This window comes from Corynebacterium sp. P4-C1 (assembly GCF_030503595.1).
Classification (GTDB): Bacteria; Actinomycetota; Actinomycetes; order Mycobacteriales; family Mycobacteriaceae; genus Corynebacterium.
In genome coordinates, this window is sequence record NZ_CP129966.1 from 2,126,130 (window position 1) to 2,142,451 (window position 16,322).

A 16,322-nucleotide genomic window follows, 5' to 3' on the forward strand; every position below is an offset into this window, starting at 1 on the left:
ATCCTTATTCCCCGAATCCGTACGCCAGCCCGAACCCCGGTGCGGGTGCCTACGGCCAGCCCGGCCCGGCGCTTAGGCCGAGGTCCGGTCCGCCGGCTTCACGACGGCTGCAGATGAAACTCGGCCTTACCTACGCCATCGGCTATGTGGTGGTTATCTGGGCCGTGCACCTGATCAGTCTCATCCTTTTCGGCGGCAACCTCGTCTACTACGGCATCCACCCGTTGGAGCCTTCGTCGCTGCCGTACATCTTTACGTCGCCGATCCTGCACGAGAATTTCGAGCACTTGATCTCCAACACCGTGCCGGGCGCAGTCTTCGCGTTCCTGATCGGCTGTTCCGGGCACAGGGTGTTCTGGGAGGTCACCGCGTTCGTGGTGTGCATCGGTGGGCTGGGCACGTGGTTGCTCGGTGGGCCGGGAACGAACCACGTGGGCGCGTCGATGCTGGTGTACGGCTGGTTGGCGTACCTGCTCGTCCGCGGCATCTTCAACCGCTCCGCCGCGCAGATCGCGATCGGTGTGGTGCTGGGCGTGATCTACTCCGGTCTGGTCTGGGGAGTGCTTCCCCTGGACGAAGGCATCAGTTGGCAGGCGCACCTCTTCGGCGCGATCGGCGGCGTTGCGGCCGGCACCGTGATTACTTCCGACGATCCGCCGGCGCTCCGCGCGCGCAAGCAGGCGAAGCGCGCGCAGAAAACTCAAGCCGCCCAAGCGCCGCAGGCCGGCCCCGGGACGCGGGGCTTCCCGCATTGACCCCGGGAGCGTTCATATAGCGCCGGCTTTATCACTTGACGGGAAACCTAAGCCGTTCCTTAATTGCAGCCATGCAAACCGAATGGGCGTAGTTGACCCTGACCAGGTATTTCTAAATTCCTTCACGTGTAGTGTTAGTGAATTCTTAAACCTTAGATTAAGATAAGTTCCATGGAAAACATGGACTCCCTCTCCGTCCACGAAGCGGACGCCTGGGCGCGCATGTGGGCGTGCCACATGCAGCTGCCGAGCAACCTCGACGCCCGCCTGAAGCGGGACGCCAACGTCACGTACTTCGAGTTTCAGGCGATGCTGAAGATCAGCGAGAACCCGAATGCCTCCCGCCGGATGACGGACCTGTCCGAGGCGACGTCGATGTCGCTGTCGCACCTGTCCCGGGTGATCACGCGTCTGGAGAAGAAAGGCTTCGTTGCCCGTATCCCGGACCCGAACGACGGCCGTGCCACTTTCGCGGCACTCACCCCGGCGGGGCAGCGCGCCGTGTCCGCGGGCCGTCCGGGCTACATCTCCGAGCTCCGGCGGATCTTCTTCGACAACCTCACTGACAGTGAGCTGGAGGTCTTTTCGGCCGCGTTGGCGCGCATCAATTCTGCGCTGTCGGGTGAGCCTGCCGCGCCGCGCGAAACCGCCGGTCTGACGTCGACGGGCGCCGCCTAAGCCGGGGCGTGGCCGGCCCGCCCGGTAGAATCCGTCACCGTGGTTGAGTTCAGCAGCGAGTACAACAACGCGCCTATCGGCATCTTCGATTCGGGCTTCGGCGGCCTCACGGTGGCGCGTGCGGTGATGGACCAGCTGGGCAACGAGTCCATTCTGTATATCGGCGATAGCGCCAACGGCCCGTACGGCCCGAAGCCGATCACCCAAGTCCGCGAGCATGCCACAGCGATCGCGGATGAACTGGTTGAGCGCGGCTGCAAGATGATCGTCATCGCCTGCAACACCGCCTCGGCCGCATTCCTGCACGACGCACGCGAACGCTATGATGTCCCGGTTATCGAGGTGATCCAGCCGGCTGTGCGCCGCGCGATCGCGACGACCCGCAACGGCCGCGTCGGTGTGATCGGCACCCAGGCCACAATCCGCTCGCACGCGTACCAGGACCTGTTCTCCATCGCGCCGGGCATCGAGGTCACGGCGGCGGCCTGCCCGGCGTTCGTCGAGTTCGTCGAAAGGGGAATTACCTCGGGGCGCCAGATCCTCGGGGTGGCGCAGGGCTATCTGGAGCCGCTGCAGGCTGCGGGCGTCGATACGCTCGTGCTCGGCTGTACCCACTACCCGCTGTTGTCCGGCGTGATCCAGCTGGCGATAGGCGATGACGTCACGCTCGTGTCGTCCGCGGAGGAGACCGCGAAGGATGTGCTGCGCGTGCTCACGGAAAATGACATGTTCGCCGACCCGGACCATACGCCGACGCGCACATTCGAGACCACCGGCGACCCGGAGACATTCGAGCGTCTCGCCGCGCGTTTCTTGGGGCCCCAGGTGTCCGCCGTCGCGCACGAGACGGATTGAGTGGCGCACGGCACCCGCACGACACGCCATAGAAATCCTCACTTTTGCTTAGATTTTCACCATGGTTCGTGGCACAGTAAGGCCATGAAACTGACAGTTCTCGGCTGCACGGGGTCCCTGTCGGCCCCCGGCAATCCCGGCACGTCCTATCTGGTCAACGCCGAAGAAGGGCAGCCCGGCATTCTGATGGACTTCGGCCCGGGCGCCTTGGCCGCTCTGCAGGAGGTTGCGGACCCGTCAGATGCGCATCTGGTGTTCAGTCACCTGCACGCCGACCACTGTTCTGACACGGCGTCGTTGATCATCTGGCGCCGTTTCCACCCGACGCAGCCGGCGCGCCGCCGCCACATTCTGGCCGGTCCCTCTTATGCGCCGGAGCACCTCGGCCGCTTGGGCTCGGACGGCCCGGACGATATCGACGATATTTCGGACACGTTCGACGTCCGCGCGTGGAACGACCAGCCGATGGAGATCGGTCCGGTGACGGTCACCTCCTTCCCGGTCGTGCACCCGGCGGTCGAGTCGAAAGCGCTGCGCATCGAGCACACAGCATCGGGCAAGGTCATCGCTTTCTCCGGCGATTCCGCGTACACGCCCACGCTTATCGACGCCGCGCGTAACGCCGACCTCTTCCTCTGCGAGGCGGCGTGGGGCCCGGACGCCCGTGAAGACACCCCGGAGGGAATGCACATGTCGGGCCGGGATGCGGGCCGCATCGCCCGTGAGGCCGGGGTGAAGAAGCTGGTGCTGGTTCATATTCAGCCGTGGACCGACAAGGAAGCCACCCGCCGCGCCGCCGCGGAGGAATTCGACGGCGAGATCATCGTCGGCAACGCGAAGGACGTCTACGAGGTCTAGGGGCCGGGGTCTGTAGGCTCGGTCCCATGACTGAAGCGAATACCCCTGAAGATTTTGCTCGCGCGGACGGCCGCGCCCTCGACGAAATGCGCCCCGTGCGCATCACCCGCGGATTCACATCCAACCCGGCGGGCAGCGTGCTCGTCGAATTCGGCAACACCCGCGTCATGTGCACCGCCAGCGCGGAGGAGGGTGTGCCCCGTTTCAAGAAGGATTCGGGCGAAGGCTGGCTCACCGCCGAGTACGCGATGCTTCCGTCCGCGACGCACGAGCGCATGCCGCGCGAGTCGATGAAGGGCAAGGTCAAGGGCCGCACCCACGAGATTTCCCGCCTGGTGGGCCGTTCACTGCGCGCCGCGGTGGATCTCTCGCAGCTGGGGGAGAACACCATTCAGCTCGACTGCGATGTGCTGCAGGCCGACGGCGGCACCCGCACTGCGTCGATCACCGGCGCCTACGTCGCGCTCGCTGATGCGATCGCGCACCTGAAGGAGCGCGGCCTGGTCCCCGGCGAGCCGCTGCTGCCGCCTGTCGCCGCAGTCTCCGTCGGCATTGTCGACGGCCGCGTCTGCCTTGACCTGCCCTACGAGGAAGACTCGCGTGCCGAGGTCGACCTGAATGTGGTCATGAACGAATCCGGCAACTTCGTTGAGGTGCAGGGCACCGGCGAGCACGGCCTTTTCGGCCGCGAGCAGCTCGACGCGATGCTGGATTCCGCAGAGAAGGGCTGCTCCGAGCTCATCGCCGCGCAGAAGGCGGTGCTGGGATGGTAGTGCCTGGCACACCCGTGAAGGTTCTCGTCGCCTCCGGCAACGCGAAGAAGCTGAAAGAGCTCGAGACGGTTCTCACCGAGCTCGGTGTCGACGGTGTCGAGCTCGTTTCCCTCAAGGATGTGCCGGCCTACGAGGAACCAGTGGAAAACGGACTGACGTTCGCAGAGAACGCCCTGATCAAGGCCCGCGAGGGGGCGAAGCGGACGGGGCTGCCGTGCGTGGCCGACGACTCGGGGCTGGCCGTGGATGCCCTCAACGGCATGCCCGGCATCCTCTCCGCGAGGTGGAGCGGCCGCCACGGCGACGACCAGGCCAACAATGACCTGCTGCTGGCGCAGACCAACGATATCGACGAGGAGCACCGCGGCGCCGCCTTCGTCTCCTGCTGCGCACTGGTCACCCCGGACGGCCGGGAATTCACCGCCGAGGGGCGCTGGGAAGGCGCGCTCCTACGCGAGCCCCGCGGGGAGGGTGGTTTCGGCTACGACCCGCTCTTCGCGCCCGCCGATGCGCCGGGCCGCTCCGCCGCGGAGCTCACTCCGGAGGAGAAGAACTCCCGTTCCCACCGCGGCAAGGCTCTCCGCGCGCTCGCCCCGCGCATCGCGGAACTCACCACTACACCCCGGTAGGCTCCGCCTGTCCTCCGCCACTCAGCCGTGCCGACCGGCGGACAGGTAGGGTCGGTGGGGCGAAATATAAAAGCGAATAAATCATTCAAGGAGCCCCATAATGCAGAAGAAACTCGTCCTCGCCAGCGCCGTCGTCATGTCTGCGGGACTGCTCACCGCCTGCGGCAACTCCCTCGACGGCACCTGGGAAGGCACCGGCCAGGACGCCAGCACGGGCGCGGCCGCCGGCAAGGTGACCCTGGAGATCGACGGCGGCGACTGCAAGTGGTCCGTCACCGACGAGGCGACCAACGAGACCAAGACCGCACGTTGCGAGGAAAGCGGCGACAGCATCAAGCTTGCCGATGTCGACACCGGCCGCGACCTCAAATACGACATGGAGCAGACCGACGAGTCCCTCACCCTGACCCCGAAGGGCGGCGACGCCAAGGACATTCTCGTCCTCACCCGCTCCTCCAAGTAGCTCAGCTGGGCCGCTCGTAGCGGTAGCCGGTGTTATCGGCTGAGCGCACTATGCGATGTCCCCTATGCGATGTAGATAAACCCAGGTCGCAGTCAACCGACTATCAACATCGCATAGGGGACTCGGCATAGGGGGGCTGGTTCGCCGCACCCCCCTTAGAGATCGAATTCCTCGGTGACTTCCTTGCGGCGCCACGCCTCGACGAAGAAGGAGAGGAACGGCACGACACCGGCGATGGCGGTGATGATCCACTGGCTCGTGGACCACCGCGCCTTCATGCCCAGGTTTAGGGTAGCCAGGAGGAACAGGGCGTACATCCAGCCGTGGATGGTGCCGACCCAGCTCAGTGCTCCGACGTTCATGTCGAAGCCGTACTCCATGATCATGCGGGTGCACAGCAGGAGCAGCATGATGCCGGTGACCCACGCGGCAACGGAGAACAGGCGCAGGGCAGTGCGTACGCGGCGCTGACGTTCCGGGTGGACACGCGGGGAGGCGTCGGCGGCGGAAGCCGCGGAAGCGGTGTTTGCGGGCTGTTCAGTCATGGTGTCCTACCTATCTTTCGTGGTCGGTGGTGCCTGATTCGGAGCTGCCGCCGGCACGCCGCGGGGCGAACCGGGCATTGAACTCGTCGACGTCCATGGTGGGGCGGCTGGGCAGGAAGTCCTCGTCGATCTCCGTGATAGCGCCTGGATCACCGAACGCAGCCTTGTCGGACTCGTAGAGGGCCTGCATTTTGTCGCCGGAGTTCTCCGCGTCGATCTTCTCGTTCTCCATGCGCATGCCGGCGCGGTAGATGAACACGGCGAAAGCGCCGAAGAATGGCCACTGCATGGCGTAGCCCAGGTTCTGGAGAGAGCCGGTGCCGGATTGGAAGCGCATCCATTGCCAGCGGGCGAGCAGCAGGGTAGTGATCACCACTGCAACGAGCAGCACGACATGCCACGCGCGGACCTTGATACGCTCCCGCTTGGGGGCTGTGTCGTCCACGCCGGTCGTGCCGGGCGCGTCCCCGTGTCCGGGGTCTGCCGCTTGGTTGCTCACGCTGGGCATTCTATCAAGCAGCTTCTGTCCGCCAAAAGTTTGATCGGTGCGCCCGGTGAGACTTGAACTCACACGCCTTACGGCACTGGAACCTAAATCCAGCGCGTCTGCCAATTCCGCCACGGGCGCTCGAAGCGTTTCACAGTGTACAGCCTGCGCACCGGGCAGAGAAACAGCCCTTGCCGGGGCCTTGGCCACCGGTTGGGAGGGGGCTAGAGATCCAGGTCGCGCAGCAGGCGACCGACGTGGCCGGTGGCCTTGACGTTGTATTGCGCGGATTCGATGGTGCCGTCCGCGCCGACGAGGAAGGTGGAGCGGATGACGCCCTGGACGATCTTGCCGTAGTTCTTCTTCTCGCCGAAGGCGCCGTAGGAGGTCATGACCTCTTTGGACTCGTCGCTGAGCAGCTCGATGGTCAGGTCGTGGTCGGCGCGGAACTTGGCCAGCTTTTCCGGCGAGTCGGGGCTGATGCCCACCACGGCGACGGAGGCGTCTTCGAATTCGGAAAGATTCTCGGTGAAATCGCATGCCTCGGTGGTGCACCCCGGGGTGTTGGCCCTGGGGTAGAAGTACACGATGACGCGCTTGCCGGCGTAGTCATTCAGGGAGACCGTGTCACCTTTGTCGTTGGGCAGGGAGAATGCGGGGGCTTTGTCGCCTTCGGTCAAACGTGTTGCTTCAGTCATGCACGCCACTGTAGCGACATCAAGTACTGTGGGAACGAGACAAAAGCTTTATAGGCTACATTCACGTTTAATCTGGGAGTAAAAAGTGGCACGAGACATTCACGACATCCAGCGCGACATCGAGCGTACCCGCGGCAACCTCGCCGCCACCATCGACGAGCTCGCGGACCGCACCCGCCCGGAGAATTTGGCGAATGACGCGAAGAAGCAGGTCACCTCGAAGCTGCAGGATGACTCCGTGCAGAAGGTGCTCGCGGGCGTCGGTGTCGCTATCGCCGCGCTGATTGCGATCAGCTTCGCCAACAAGCGCAAGAAGAAGAAGGATCTCAAGGAGCTGCAGCGGCTGCTGTCGCAGCGCTAAGGGGCTGCGATCGAACGCGCCGCGTTCCGTACACCGGGGCCGCGGCGCGTTTTTCTATGCGAGTTCGGCGCCGGCGCCGCGCATTTCTTCGAGGGCGGCATCGCCACGCGCGTCGTCGACAGGCGAGCACATACCGCGCAGCACGCGCACGCTCAAGCCTTCCTTCAGCGCGTCGAGCACAGTCGCGCGCACGCAGTGGTCGGTTGCGATTCCGACGACATCGATGGCGCTGATGTCTTGCGCACGCAGCCAATCCGCGAGAAGAGCTTTTTCGCTTATCGACGCCCCCTCGAACCCGCTGTACGCCGCCTCGTATTCGCCCTTGCGGAAGAACTCGTCGAAAGGGAAATCCGCGATCGGGCCGCGTAGCGCCGCTCCTTCAGACTCCGCGACGCAGTGGACTGGCCATGAGTCCACGAAATCGGGGTCGTCGGAGAAATGCGCGCCCGGGTCGATGTGCCAGTCCTGCGTAGCCACGATGTGACTGTAGTCGTAGCCGCGGTTGTCGCCCTCGGCGATGAGCGCCTCGATCTTGGAGGCGACTTCATCGCCGCGTGCGGTGCCGAGCGCGCCGCCGGGGCAGAAATCGTTTTGCACGTCGACGACGACGAGAGCTCTGTTCTCGTTGGTGGTGTCAGCGGTGTCAGCTGGGGTTGCAGTATCCATAAGTCCCAGCGTACAGCGTTTTCTATCCCCAGCGGGGCGGTTGCGGAGTCCACTTCGTAAGAGCGTCGATGAGCTCGTCCGGGTCGTCGGCGACGATGAGACTGTCCCTGTCGGCCTGGCGGATGAAGCCGGCGGCGACCATGTGGTCGATCATCGCCGTCAGCGGTTCCCAGAAATTCGCGCCCAGCAGCCCGATCGGTTTGGTGTGGAGGCCGAGTTGCTGGTTGGTCCATTCGTCGAAAAGTTCGTCGAGCGTGCCCGCACCTCCGGGAAGCGCGACGAACGCTCCGCATTTTTGGCTCATGATGCGCTTGCGCTCGGCGAGAGTGTCCACGATGACTAGCTCGGTGAGCCCTGTGTGCGCGATCTCGTGCTGCGAGAGGTGCTCCGGCATGATGCCGATCGTCTCGCCTCCGCCATCGATGGCGCCCTGGGCGACAGCGCCCATCATGCCCAGCCGGCCACCACCGTAAACAAGCGCGATACCATGGCGCGCCAGGGAGGAACCGAAATTATATGCGGCCGTGGTCATGGCCTCGTCGACTCCTTCGCGCGCGCCGGCGAACACGGTGACTGCAGCGATCTCGGTATTCACGTCCACCTAATGTAGCCGTTGAGGTGGTGCGAGCAAGAAAAAACCGGGCCAAAGATAATCCTTGAACTATCTTCGGCCCGATTGTTTGGTTGTCTTGTGCGCCATCAGGGAATCGAACCCCGAACCCACTGATTAAGAGTCAGTTGCTCTGCCAATTGAGCTAATGGCGCTTGCCCGTGATGGCAACGAGAAGAAAATATAGCAGCTTGTTTCTAATGGGTGAAATCGGCTGGTCACAGGCATGGTTCGGGGTAGGTTGTAACGTAATGGAATAGCTCGTGCGGCGTCAGCGTTGCAGGGGTAGTTCCGGGGGCGAGTTTCGTCGCCGAGTCTTCGCGCGTGTAACTGGATTATGGGTGGCTGCGACCTATATGGTGAGTACACATTGCGTTGGGGACGTACAGTTCTTTCTTTAGCGGATTCTCAAAAGGGTTGCGTGGTTGCGGATGACTGATAAATCGGTGTCGTGGGTGCGCCGGATCATTGCGGCGGGAACGGTCGTGATGCTGGCGGGTGGTGCCTTGGCGGCGTGCACCATCGACCGCGAAGGCACGGCTGCGGAGTCGTCGGAGACTGCCGAGCCGGAGGTGCATGATCCTGCCGTGATCTCCGTCGAGGACGGTGCGGAGGACGTTGAGCCGGGCGAGACTGTGAAGGTGAGCTCCCCGGACGGCCTCGAGTCGGTCACCATGACGAACGAGGAAGGCAAGGAAGTCAAGGCCGAGTTCAACGCGGAGAAGACTGAGTGGACCACGGTCGAGCCGCTCGGCTACGGCCGCGAGTACACCGTTGAGGCTGCCACAGTGCACGGCGAGACATCTAAGTCCGTATTCACCACTGTCACCCCGAACAGCCAGATCAGCGCCTACATCGGCCCGCTGGACGGCTCCGAGGTCGGTGTTGCCAACGCGGTGAACTTCTACTTCGACGGCACTCCGCCCGACCGCCAGGCCGCGCAGGACGCGATCACCATCGAAACGTCCAACGAGACTGAGGGCGCCTTCTATTGGATCGACCCGAACCACCTGGTGTGGCGCCCGAAGGAATTCTGGGAGCCGGGCACCGAGGTGAAGGTCACCGCGGATATTTACGGCAAGGATCTCGGGGACGGAGTGTATGGCGCGGAGGACTCGTCCTCCACCTTCACTATCGGCGACTACGTCAAGACTGTGGTGGACGACAACACGAAGACGCTGACCGTCTACCGCAACGACGAAGAAGTCAAGTCCTTCCCGGTCTCCCTCGGCCGCGACGGCCAGTTCGCCACGCCGAACGGCATGTATGTCGTCGGCGACAAGAACGAGTCCATGACGATGGACTCCACCACGTTCGGCTTGTCGCTGGATGCCGGAGGCTACCGCACCCAGGTCAACTACGCGACCCAGATGTCTTGGTCGGGCATTTACGTCCACTCTGCGCCGTGGGCGATCGGCGCCCTGGGCAGCTACAACCAGTCCCACGGCTGCATTAACGCCACGCCGGATGACGCGCAGTGGTTCATGAACTACGTCAAGCAGGGCGACCCGGTCGAGGTGGTCAACACCTCTGGCGAAACCCTGTCGGGCTTGGACGGCCTCGGCTACTGGAACCTCGACTGGGAGACCCTCAAGGCCGGCAACGTCGACGGGTAAGTCCGAGTGGCCACAGCAACGAGTACACCCTGCACGGTACCTCCAAGGAGGAGGAACTGCGCAGGGTGCTTTTATATCGGTGCCTTAGTTGCGGGGTTGGATTTCGCTTTCCACTACCCATTTGTGATTGGTCATCTCCATGCCGTCCATCTCGAAATCGACCATGTAGACGGTTTCGTCGGTGGAGCTATCTATGGTGGCTTCTGCTCCCTTCATTCCAGGCATGTGATCGGCGTTCAAAATGACTTGACTGCCTGCTTCAAGCGGCGCTTCGCCGTGGCCTTCGAGTTCTTCGTGGACGACCCACTTGTGGTCCGTCACACGGGTGCCACCATCAGTGGGCGTGTAGCTCACAGAATAAGTGGTCGTATCAAATGCGCCAGAGATGGTGGCTTCAGCATTATCCATACCTGGCATATGGTCGGCGTCGAGGATCACAGAGTCGCCGACGGCATATGTGGGATCGGTGGCTTCCTCGATTCCCGATGGTGGTAGGCCGCCATCTGCGTCATGATCGTGGGCTTGCGTGTGGGGGCTAGCGGCATCGGTCTGCGCTTGCTCCTTGGTGGTTGCGGGGTCGGTGGCGACCTCGTCGTCACCGGTTCCGGCACAGCTAGTCAGAGCCAAGGTACCTATTGCAGCTACGAGAGTAAGTCGAGTTATCTGGGTCAGTTTGTTCATCAGTGCTCCTGTCATTCCGGGGTGGACGGGGATGCCATCCATTGAAACTGAACCCTATAGGGGTATAGGGTATATAGCAAGCGGACTAAGATGGGCTGTCGAGGCGGCGGGTTAACGTGCGTCGCGTGTCTAGTGCGAAACCGCCCCCCCAGTCCGACGAGTGCATGAGCCCGCAAGTTCTCGCGAGGCGCTACACGCTCGATGGATATCGCCCAGCTCTTCGGACGCGGAAATATTTCACAATCACTTCCATGGAAAGGCTTCTGACATGGTTGAACGCGACCACCATCACCCCCAACACCACATTGCGCATCAACAGGCTCGCACTACTGAAACCGAAGTCCACCAGGCGGATCATCAAGCCAGCCAAGCTGGCGCCATGGGGCACGACGGGCATGAGCATCACGAACACGGCGCGGGCGGGCACGGCCAGGAGGGCCAACACCATTCCGGCCACGAGATGCACGGCGGCCATGCCGGACATGGCCACGGGGACCATGGGGATCATGTCGGACAATTCCGGCGGTTATTTTGGATCATGTTGGTGCTGGCAATTCCAGTGGTCGCGTTCAACCCGATGTTCGCCGATCTGTTGAGCTATCAATTACCTGACACGGCCTGGGTGCGGTGGGTGTCGCCGATCCTGGGCACAATCATCTATTTCTGGGGTGGCCAGCCTTTCCTGACGGGGGCGGTCTCCGAGATCCGGTCACGACAACCCGGCATGATGCTGCTTATCGGGTTAGCAATCACGGTGGCCTTCATTGCCTCCTGGGGTGCGACCCTGGGCATCTTGGATTACGAGCTGAACTTCTGGTGGGAACTGGCGCTACTGGTGGTCATTATGTTGTTAGGCCACTGGATTGAAATGCGGTCCTTGGCCCAAACCACTTCCGCCTTAGACTCCCTGGCCGCCTTGCTGCCGGATGAAGCCGAGAAGGTCGACGGCGATGACGTTGTCACCGTCGCTCCGGCGGAGCTGGTCGTTGGAGATGTCGTCATTGTCAGGCCTGGATCTGCGGTCCCGGCCGATGGCCAGATCGTCGACGGCAGTGCCTCCATGGATGAATCCATGGTCACCGGAGAATCCAAAACCGTCCGACGCGGCCCGGACGACCACGTCGTGGCCGGCACTGTGGCCACGGATTCCGGGCTGCGGGTCAAAGTCACCGCCATTGGAGATGACACCGCGCTGGCGGGGATCCAGAAACTGGTCGTCGACGCCCAATCCTCCTCCTCCAAAGCCCAACGCATTGCCGACACCGCCGCCGGTTGGTTGTTCTGGTTCGCCTTCGGGGCTGCGGTAATTACTGCGCTGGTGTGGTCCATACTGGGTATGCCCGACGCCGCCGTAGTACGCACCATTACGGTGCTGGTCATTGCCTGCCCTCACGCCTTGGGCCTCGCAATTCCGTTGGTGGTATCGATTGCCACCGAGCGCGCGGCTCGTGGCGGGGTGTTGATCAAAGATCGCTTGGCACTGGAATCGATGCGCTCCGTGGATTCGGTACTGTTCGATAAGACCGGCACCCTGACCAAAGGTGAGCCCACCGTCACCGGGATCCACCCTGTGGGTGATAGAACCAAAGATGAGGTGTTAGCGTTGGCCGCCGCTGCTGAAACCGACAGCGAGCACCCCCTAGCGCAGGCCATTGTCGGCGCGGCCCGGGCCCGCAATCTCGACGTACCTGGCACCAGTGATTTTTCCTCTTCCCCAGCTGTGGGCGTCAAAGCAACGGTCAATGGCACAGAGGTTGAAGTCGGTGGCCCCTACCTGCTAGACCACCATTCCCTAGATGAGTTAGCGATTGCCGAGCGGTGGCGCGACGAGGGGGCGATCATTCTTCACGTGCTGGAAGATGGCCAAGTTATTGGCGCGTTGCGTCTAGCCGATGAAATCCGACCCGAATCCCGTGACACCGTTGACGCCCTGCATGCCCATGGGGTCCAGGTCGTGATGATCACCGGCGATGCCCAAGCCGTTGCTGAGACCGTGGCCAAAGAGCTGGGTATTGACCGAGTCTTTGCTGGGGTCCGGCCCGAAGATAAGGCCGCCAAGGTCGCAGAACTTCAAGCTGAGGGCCGCAGAGTGGCCATGGTCGGTGACGGGGTCAATGACGCGCCAGCTTTGGCTCAGGCCGATGTGGGCATCGCCATTGGTGCCGGCACCGATGTGGCCATCGGCTCGGCCGGGGTTATCCTGGCTTCCTCGGATCCCCGCTCGGTCTTATCCGTAATTGAGCTCTCCGAGGCCAGTTACCGGAAAATGAAACAGAACCTGTGGTGGGCTGCTGGCTACAATATCGCAGCCGTCCCCCTGGCCGCTGGAGTGCTGGCTCCGATCGGGTTTATGCTGCCGATGAGCGTGGGTGCAATCCTGATGTCGGCCTCAACCGTGGTAGTCGCCCTCAATGCCCAGCTGCTGCGCCGCTTGGATCTGACCCCAGCTGCCAGTGTTGCTAGGTCCCTGGACCGGAAACCCGAGACCATGGACGCCTAACATGAGACACTGCTGTGACAACGTTGGCGCACGAAGAAAGTAGGCCCATGACCGCCACCCCACATGCTGAACCCGCTGACCACGGATATATCGGTGACAAAGACCGATATTTGGCCCGATTGAAGCGCATTGAAGGCCAAGCCCGCGGGATTCATCGCATGATCGATGAAGAGAAATACTGCATAGATATCCTCACCCAAATCAGTTCCATCACCTCAGCTCTGAACAACGTCGCGCTGAGCCTTCTCGATGACCATATGCGCCACTGCGTAGTCCGTGCAGCTCAAGCCGACGGGCCGGAAGCTGAAGAAAAACTCGCCGAAGCCGCCGACGCCATCGCCCGCCTCGTCCGCTCCTAAATCCTCAGGGCCAGACGTCCAACCTCCTGCGCCCATTGCTCAAATGGGGGGCAGAGGGCGGTAGGCCTCTCTAGAAATGATCGGAACTAAACCCAGGACACTTCAACCAGCTGAACTACAGCCACCATCGCTGCGAATTGCAGCGGGTTAACGCTCGTGGACGACAACACGAAGACGCTGACGGTCTACCACAATGGCGAAGAGGTGAAGTCCTTCCCGGTCTCCCTCGGCCGTGACGGCCAGTTCGCCACGCCGAACGGCATGTATGTCGTCGGCGAGAAGAACGAGTCCATGACGATGGACTCCACCACGTTCGGCTTGTCGCTGGATGCCGGAGGCTACCGCACCCAGGTCAACTACGCGACCCAGATGTCTTGGTCGGGCATTTACGTCCACTCTGCGCCGTGGGCGATCGGCGCCCTGGGCAGCTACAACCAGTCCCACGGCTGCATTAACGCCACGCCGGATGACGCGCAGTGGTTCATGAACTACGTCAAGCAGGGCGACCCGGTCGAGGTGGTCAACACCTCTGGCGAAACCCTGTCGGGCTTGGACGGCCTCGGCTACTGGAACCTCGACTGGGAGACCCTCAAGGCCGGCAACGTCGACGGGTAAGTCCGAGTGGCCACAGCAACGAGTACACCCTGCACGGTACCTCCAAGGAGGAGGAACTGCGCAGGGTGTTTTACAGATTTTGGGGGCGGGGAGGCCGACGGGGGTCGGTCCCGTTCACCGAGCCGTGCGTCGCCGGCCCACAGCGGACCCACGGCGGTGCGCGAACGGGGTGCTAACGCTCCCTGTCACTGTCGGGGTAAAAGGGATAGTCGGTGTAGCCCCGCTCCCCGCCTGTGTAGAACGTGGACACGTCGGGGGCGTTCACCGGGAGATCCTCTTTCCAGCGGCGCACCAAGTCTGGGTTGGAGATTGCCATCCGGCCCACCGAAACAGCATCTCCCTGCTGTATCAACCACTCGGCACGGTCACGCTGGGTTCCCTCGGCACCTCCAGAATTGAGGATGATGCGCGTGCGGCCGTTAGCGCGGGCACGGGCTATCAGCTCGGTCATCAGCCCGCCTGCGGGATCCGCGTGGATGAAAGAAACGTAGGCGAGCCCGAGGTCCGCAGTGGCGTCGAGAAGTCCTCCGTAGGTGGCGAGCACGTCGGCCGAATCCGTTTCCTCGATGCCTTGGATGTTGTTCTGCGGGGACAGGCGGATGCCCACGCGATCCGCCCCGATTTCATCTGCTACCGCGCGCATAATCTCCTCGATGAGCCGGAACCGGTTCTCCGGGGAGCCGCCGTAGGCATCCTCCCGCAGATTCGAGCTCGGCGACAGGAACTGGTGCAGGAGGTAGCCGTTCGCGCCGTGCAATTCCACGCCATCCATCCCGGCGTCGATGGCGTTCCGGGCGGCTTTGCGGAACTCATCGATGATGACTGGTATCTCAGAGGTGTCCAGGGCGCGGGGGACCGGGCAGTCCTTGCGCGACTCGAAGTCCCGGACCGCAGTGCCCGAAGCCACTGTGGACGGTGCGACCGGCTCCGCGCCTTCCTGCAGGCTGGCGTGGGACAGGCGCCCACCGTTCATCACCTGCATGAAAACGTGTCCGCCGGCATCGTGAACGGAATCGGCGACGCGACGCCATCCGGCAATTCGCTCTGGGGTGTCGATTCCCGTCTGGCCGGGGAAAGAACGGCGGCTTATTGCCGTGAAGACTCCCTCGGTGACGATGAGGCCCATCGAGGAGCGCTGCGTGTAGTAGGTCTCGTGCAAGGAGGTCGGCACACCGTCGCGGCCCGCGCGCGAGCGCGTCAGGGGAGCCATGATGATGCGGTTCGGGAGGGTCAGGCGACCTAGTTCGAGGGAATCAAAAAGTGAGGACATGCTTCCTTCAATGCGGCGGCGCCGACAATTATTCCGCACTCGCTCTGCTTGGCGCTGTCAGCCAGGATCACGGGAGGGGGTGGCGGCCGGACGCCGAAAAGCAATATACCCCGCAACCTGTTTCTGCAGATCACGGGGCATCTTTCGGGGTGGCTGACGGGGCTCGAACCCGCGACACCCAGGATCACAACCTGGTGCTCTACCAGCTGAACTACAGCCACCATCGCTGCTAATTGCAGCGGGTTTCTACATTAGTTCACGCGCCCGTTTTTACAAAAACTGCTGGTAGGCGTCGGTGGCTGCTTTGGTGCTCTCGTTCGCTTCGGACGAGGACGGCCCCGGCGCGGGAACGAACACGGAGCGTCGATAGTAGTCGAGCTCGCGGATGGACTCGACAATATCGGCCAGGGCGCGGTGCGCCATGCCCTTGTCCGGCTGGTTGTAGTAGGCCTTGGGGAACCAGCGGCGGGTGAGCTCCTTGATGGTGGACACATCGATCATCCGGTAGTGCAGCGCCGCATCCAGGCGTGGCATCTGGGCGCGGATGAAGGAGCGGTCCGTGGCGATCGAATTGCCGGCCAGGGGCGGGCGGTGGTTGCCGCAGTGCTTTTCGACGAGCCCCAGCACCGCTTCCTCCGCCTCCTCGATGGAGACGCTGGAGGCCTTGATCTGCTCGGTCAGCCCGGAGGAGCCGTGCATTTCGGTGACGTAGTCGTCCATTTCCGCCAACTGGTCGTCGGTGGCGTGGACGACGAGGTCGATGCCGTCGTCGAGGATATTCAGCTCGGCGTCGGTGACCAGGGCGGCGACCTCCACGATGACGTGGCGGTCGGGGTCCAGTCCCGTCATTTCCAAATCGACCCAGACAATGCGGTCGTCTTTTGCGGCCAGTGCTTCACTCAT

Annotated in this window: 20 protein-coding genes, 3 tRNA genes and 1 pseudogene; 12 read left to right on the forward strand and 12 right to left on the reverse strand. The window is 62.9% G+C overall.

All coding sequences use genetic code 11. From position 1 onward, the window contains the following. Positions 1–113: 113 nt before the first annotated feature. From QYR03_RS10050 to QYR03_RS10080, 7 genes are all read left to right on the forward strand, one after another. The gene (locus QYR03_RS10050; RefSeq protein WP_259851868.1) at positions 114–755 is read left to right on the forward strand and encodes a rhomboid family intramembrane serine protease; all 642 of its coding nucleotides are present in this window, start codon (positions 114–116) and stop codon (positions 753–755) included. A 171-nt stretch (positions 756–926) separates the two neighbouring features. Then, on the forward strand, positions 927–1,433 hold the full coding sequence (locus QYR03_RS10055; protein ID WP_259851841.1) for a MarR family winged helix-turn-helix transcriptional regulator: 507 nt from the start codon (positions 927–929) through the stop codon (positions 1,431–1,433). A 39-nt stretch (positions 1,434–1,472) separates the two neighbouring features. Next, positions 1,473–2,288, forward strand: coding sequence for a glutamate racemase (murI, locus tag QYR03_RS10060; RefSeq protein WP_259851840.1), 816 nt, complete (start codon positions 1,473–1,475; stop codon positions 2,286–2,288). Positions 2,289–2,372: 84 nt separating this feature from the next. Then, positions 2,373–3,146: an MBL fold metallo-hydrolase gene (locus QYR03_RS10065; protein WP_259851839.1), complete on the forward strand. Its 774-nt coding sequence runs from the start codon at positions 2,373–2,375 to the stop codon at positions 3,144–3,146. A 26-nt stretch (positions 3,147–3,172) separates the two neighbouring features. After that, the gene (gene rph, locus QYR03_RS10070; protein WP_259851838.1) at positions 3,173–3,919 is read left to right on the forward strand and encodes a ribonuclease PH; all 747 of its coding nucleotides are present in this window, start codon (positions 3,173–3,175) and stop codon (positions 3,917–3,919) included. Positions 3,920–3,933: 14 nt separating this feature from the next. Beyond that, on the forward strand, positions 3,934–4,548 hold the full coding sequence (gene rdgB / locus QYR03_RS10075) for an RdgB/HAM1 family non-canonical purine NTP pyrophosphatase (RefSeq protein WP_259851867.1): 615 nt from the start codon (positions 3,934–3,936) through the stop codon (positions 4,546–4,548). A 100-nt stretch (positions 4,549–4,648) separates the two neighbouring features. Further along, the gene (locus tag QYR03_RS10080; protein ID WP_259851837.1) at positions 4,649–5,011 is read left to right on the forward strand and encodes a hypothetical protein; all 363 of its coding nucleotides are present in this window, start codon (positions 4,649–4,651) and stop codon (positions 5,009–5,011) included. 155 nt (positions 5,012–5,166) lie between these two features. Here QYR03_RS10080 and QYR03_RS10085 read toward each other — a convergent pair whose 3' ends face one another. The 4 genes from QYR03_RS10085 to bcp all read right to left on the reverse strand — a co-directional run bounded on the left by QYR03_RS10085 (position 5,167) and on the right by bcp (position 6,741). Continuing rightward, positions 5,167–5,556, reverse strand: a complete 390-nt coding sequence (locus tag QYR03_RS10085) for a DUF3817 domain-containing protein (protein ID WP_259851836.1) — start codon at positions 5,554–5,556, stop codon at positions 5,167–5,169. 10 nt (positions 5,557–5,566) lie between these two features. After that, complete coding sequence (locus tag QYR03_RS10090; RefSeq protein WP_311197633.1) at positions 5,567–6,055, reverse strand: hypothetical protein; 489 nt, start codon at positions 6,053–6,055, stop codon at positions 5,567–5,569. Between the two features lie 47 nt (positions 6,056–6,102). Continuing rightward, positions 6,103–6,184 (reverse strand) — tRNA-Leu (locus QYR03_RS10095). An 83-nt stretch (positions 6,185–6,267) separates the two neighbouring features. Next, complete coding sequence (bcp, locus tag QYR03_RS10100) at positions 6,268–6,741, reverse strand: thioredoxin-dependent thiol peroxidase (protein ID WP_259851835.1); 474 nt, start codon at positions 6,739–6,741, stop codon at positions 6,268–6,270. A gap of 85 nt (positions 6,742–6,826) precedes the next feature. Between bcp and QYR03_RS10105 the strand changes: the two genes are divergently transcribed. Then, positions 6,827–7,102, forward strand: coding sequence for a DUF3618 domain-containing protein (locus tag QYR03_RS10105; RefSeq protein WP_259851834.1), 276 nt, complete (start codon positions 6,827–6,829; stop codon positions 7,100–7,102). Between the two features lie 54 nt (positions 7,103–7,156). On the opposite strand, the gene QYR03_RS10110 is transcribed toward QYR03_RS10105, so the two are convergent. The 3 genes from QYR03_RS10110 to QYR03_RS10120 form a co-directional block, all read right to left on the reverse strand. Further along, positions 7,157–7,768: an isochorismatase family protein gene (locus tag QYR03_RS10110; RefSeq protein WP_259851833.1), complete on the reverse strand. Its 612-nt coding sequence runs from the start codon at positions 7,766–7,768 to the stop codon at positions 7,157–7,159. Between the two features lie 22 nt (positions 7,769–7,790). Further along, positions 7,791–8,363, reverse strand: a complete 573-nt coding sequence (locus QYR03_RS10115) for a TIGR00730 family Rossman fold protein (RefSeq protein WP_259851832.1) — start codon at positions 8,361–8,363, stop codon at positions 7,791–7,793. A gap of 97 nt (positions 8,364–8,460) precedes the next feature. Then, a tRNA-Lys gene (locus QYR03_RS10120) sits at positions 8,461–8,533 on the reverse strand. Between the two features lie 276 nt (positions 8,534–8,809). Here QYR03_RS10120 and QYR03_RS10125 point away from each other — a divergent pair. Then, positions 8,810–9,994, forward strand: coding sequence for an Ig-like domain-containing protein (locus QYR03_RS10125; protein ID WP_259851831.1), 1,185 nt, complete (start codon positions 8,810–8,812; stop codon positions 9,992–9,994). 84 nt (positions 9,995–10,078) lie between these two features. Here the strand turns inward: QYR03_RS10125 and QYR03_RS10130 are convergent, their stop codons facing one another. Then, positions 10,079–10,675 carry a YdhK family protein gene (locus tag QYR03_RS10130; protein ID WP_259851830.1) on the reverse strand — a complete coding sequence of 199 codons (597 nt, stop codon included), beginning with the start codon at positions 10,673–10,675 and terminating at the stop codon, positions 10,079–10,081. Positions 10,676–10,865: 190 nt separating this feature from the next. Beyond that, the gene (locus QYR03_RS11055) at positions 10,866–11,192 is read right to left on the reverse strand and encodes a hypothetical protein (RefSeq protein WP_311197636.1); all 327 of its coding nucleotides are present in this window, start codon (positions 11,190–11,192) and stop codon (positions 10,866–10,868) included. Between QYR03_RS11055 and QYR03_RS10135 the strand changes: the two genes are divergently transcribed. The 3 genes and pseudogenes from QYR03_RS10135 to QYR03_RS10145 form a co-directional block, all read left to right on the forward strand. Beyond that, on the forward strand, positions 11,136–13,175 hold the full coding sequence (locus QYR03_RS10135) for a heavy metal translocating P-type ATPase (RefSeq protein WP_311197634.1): 2,040 nt from the start codon (positions 11,136–11,138) through the stop codon (positions 13,173–13,175). The genes QYR03_RS11055 and QYR03_RS10135 overlap by 57 nt on opposite strands. Positions 13,176–13,222: 47 nt before the next feature. After that, a complete protein-coding gene (locus tag QYR03_RS10140) occupies positions 13,223–13,534 on the forward strand; it encodes a metal-sensitive transcriptional regulator (protein WP_259851829.1) in 312 nt (103 codons plus the stop codon). A 153-nt stretch (positions 13,535–13,687) separates the two neighbouring features. After that, positions 13,688–14,149 (forward strand): annotated as a pseudogene (locus QYR03_RS10145) (L,D-transpeptidase); the annotation flags it as partial. 172 nt (positions 14,150–14,321) lie between these two features. Here QYR03_RS10145 and QYR03_RS10150 read toward each other — a convergent pair. The 3 genes from QYR03_RS10150 to orn form a co-directional block, all read right to left on the reverse strand. After that, positions 14,322–15,419 (reverse strand): alkene reductase, encoded by a 1,098-nt coding sequence (locus tag QYR03_RS10150; protein WP_301713551.1) that lies wholly within the window; start codon positions 15,417–15,419, stop codon positions 14,322–14,324. A gap of 148 nt (positions 15,420–15,567) precedes the next feature. After that, a tRNA-His gene (locus tag QYR03_RS10155) sits at positions 15,568–15,640 on the reverse strand. A 49-nt stretch (positions 15,641–15,689) separates the two neighbouring features. After that, the gene (gene orn / locus QYR03_RS10160; RefSeq protein ID WP_301713552.1) at positions 15,690–16,322 is read right to left on the reverse strand and encodes an oligoribonuclease; all 633 of its coding nucleotides are present in this window, start codon (positions 16,320–16,322) and stop codon (positions 15,690–15,692) included.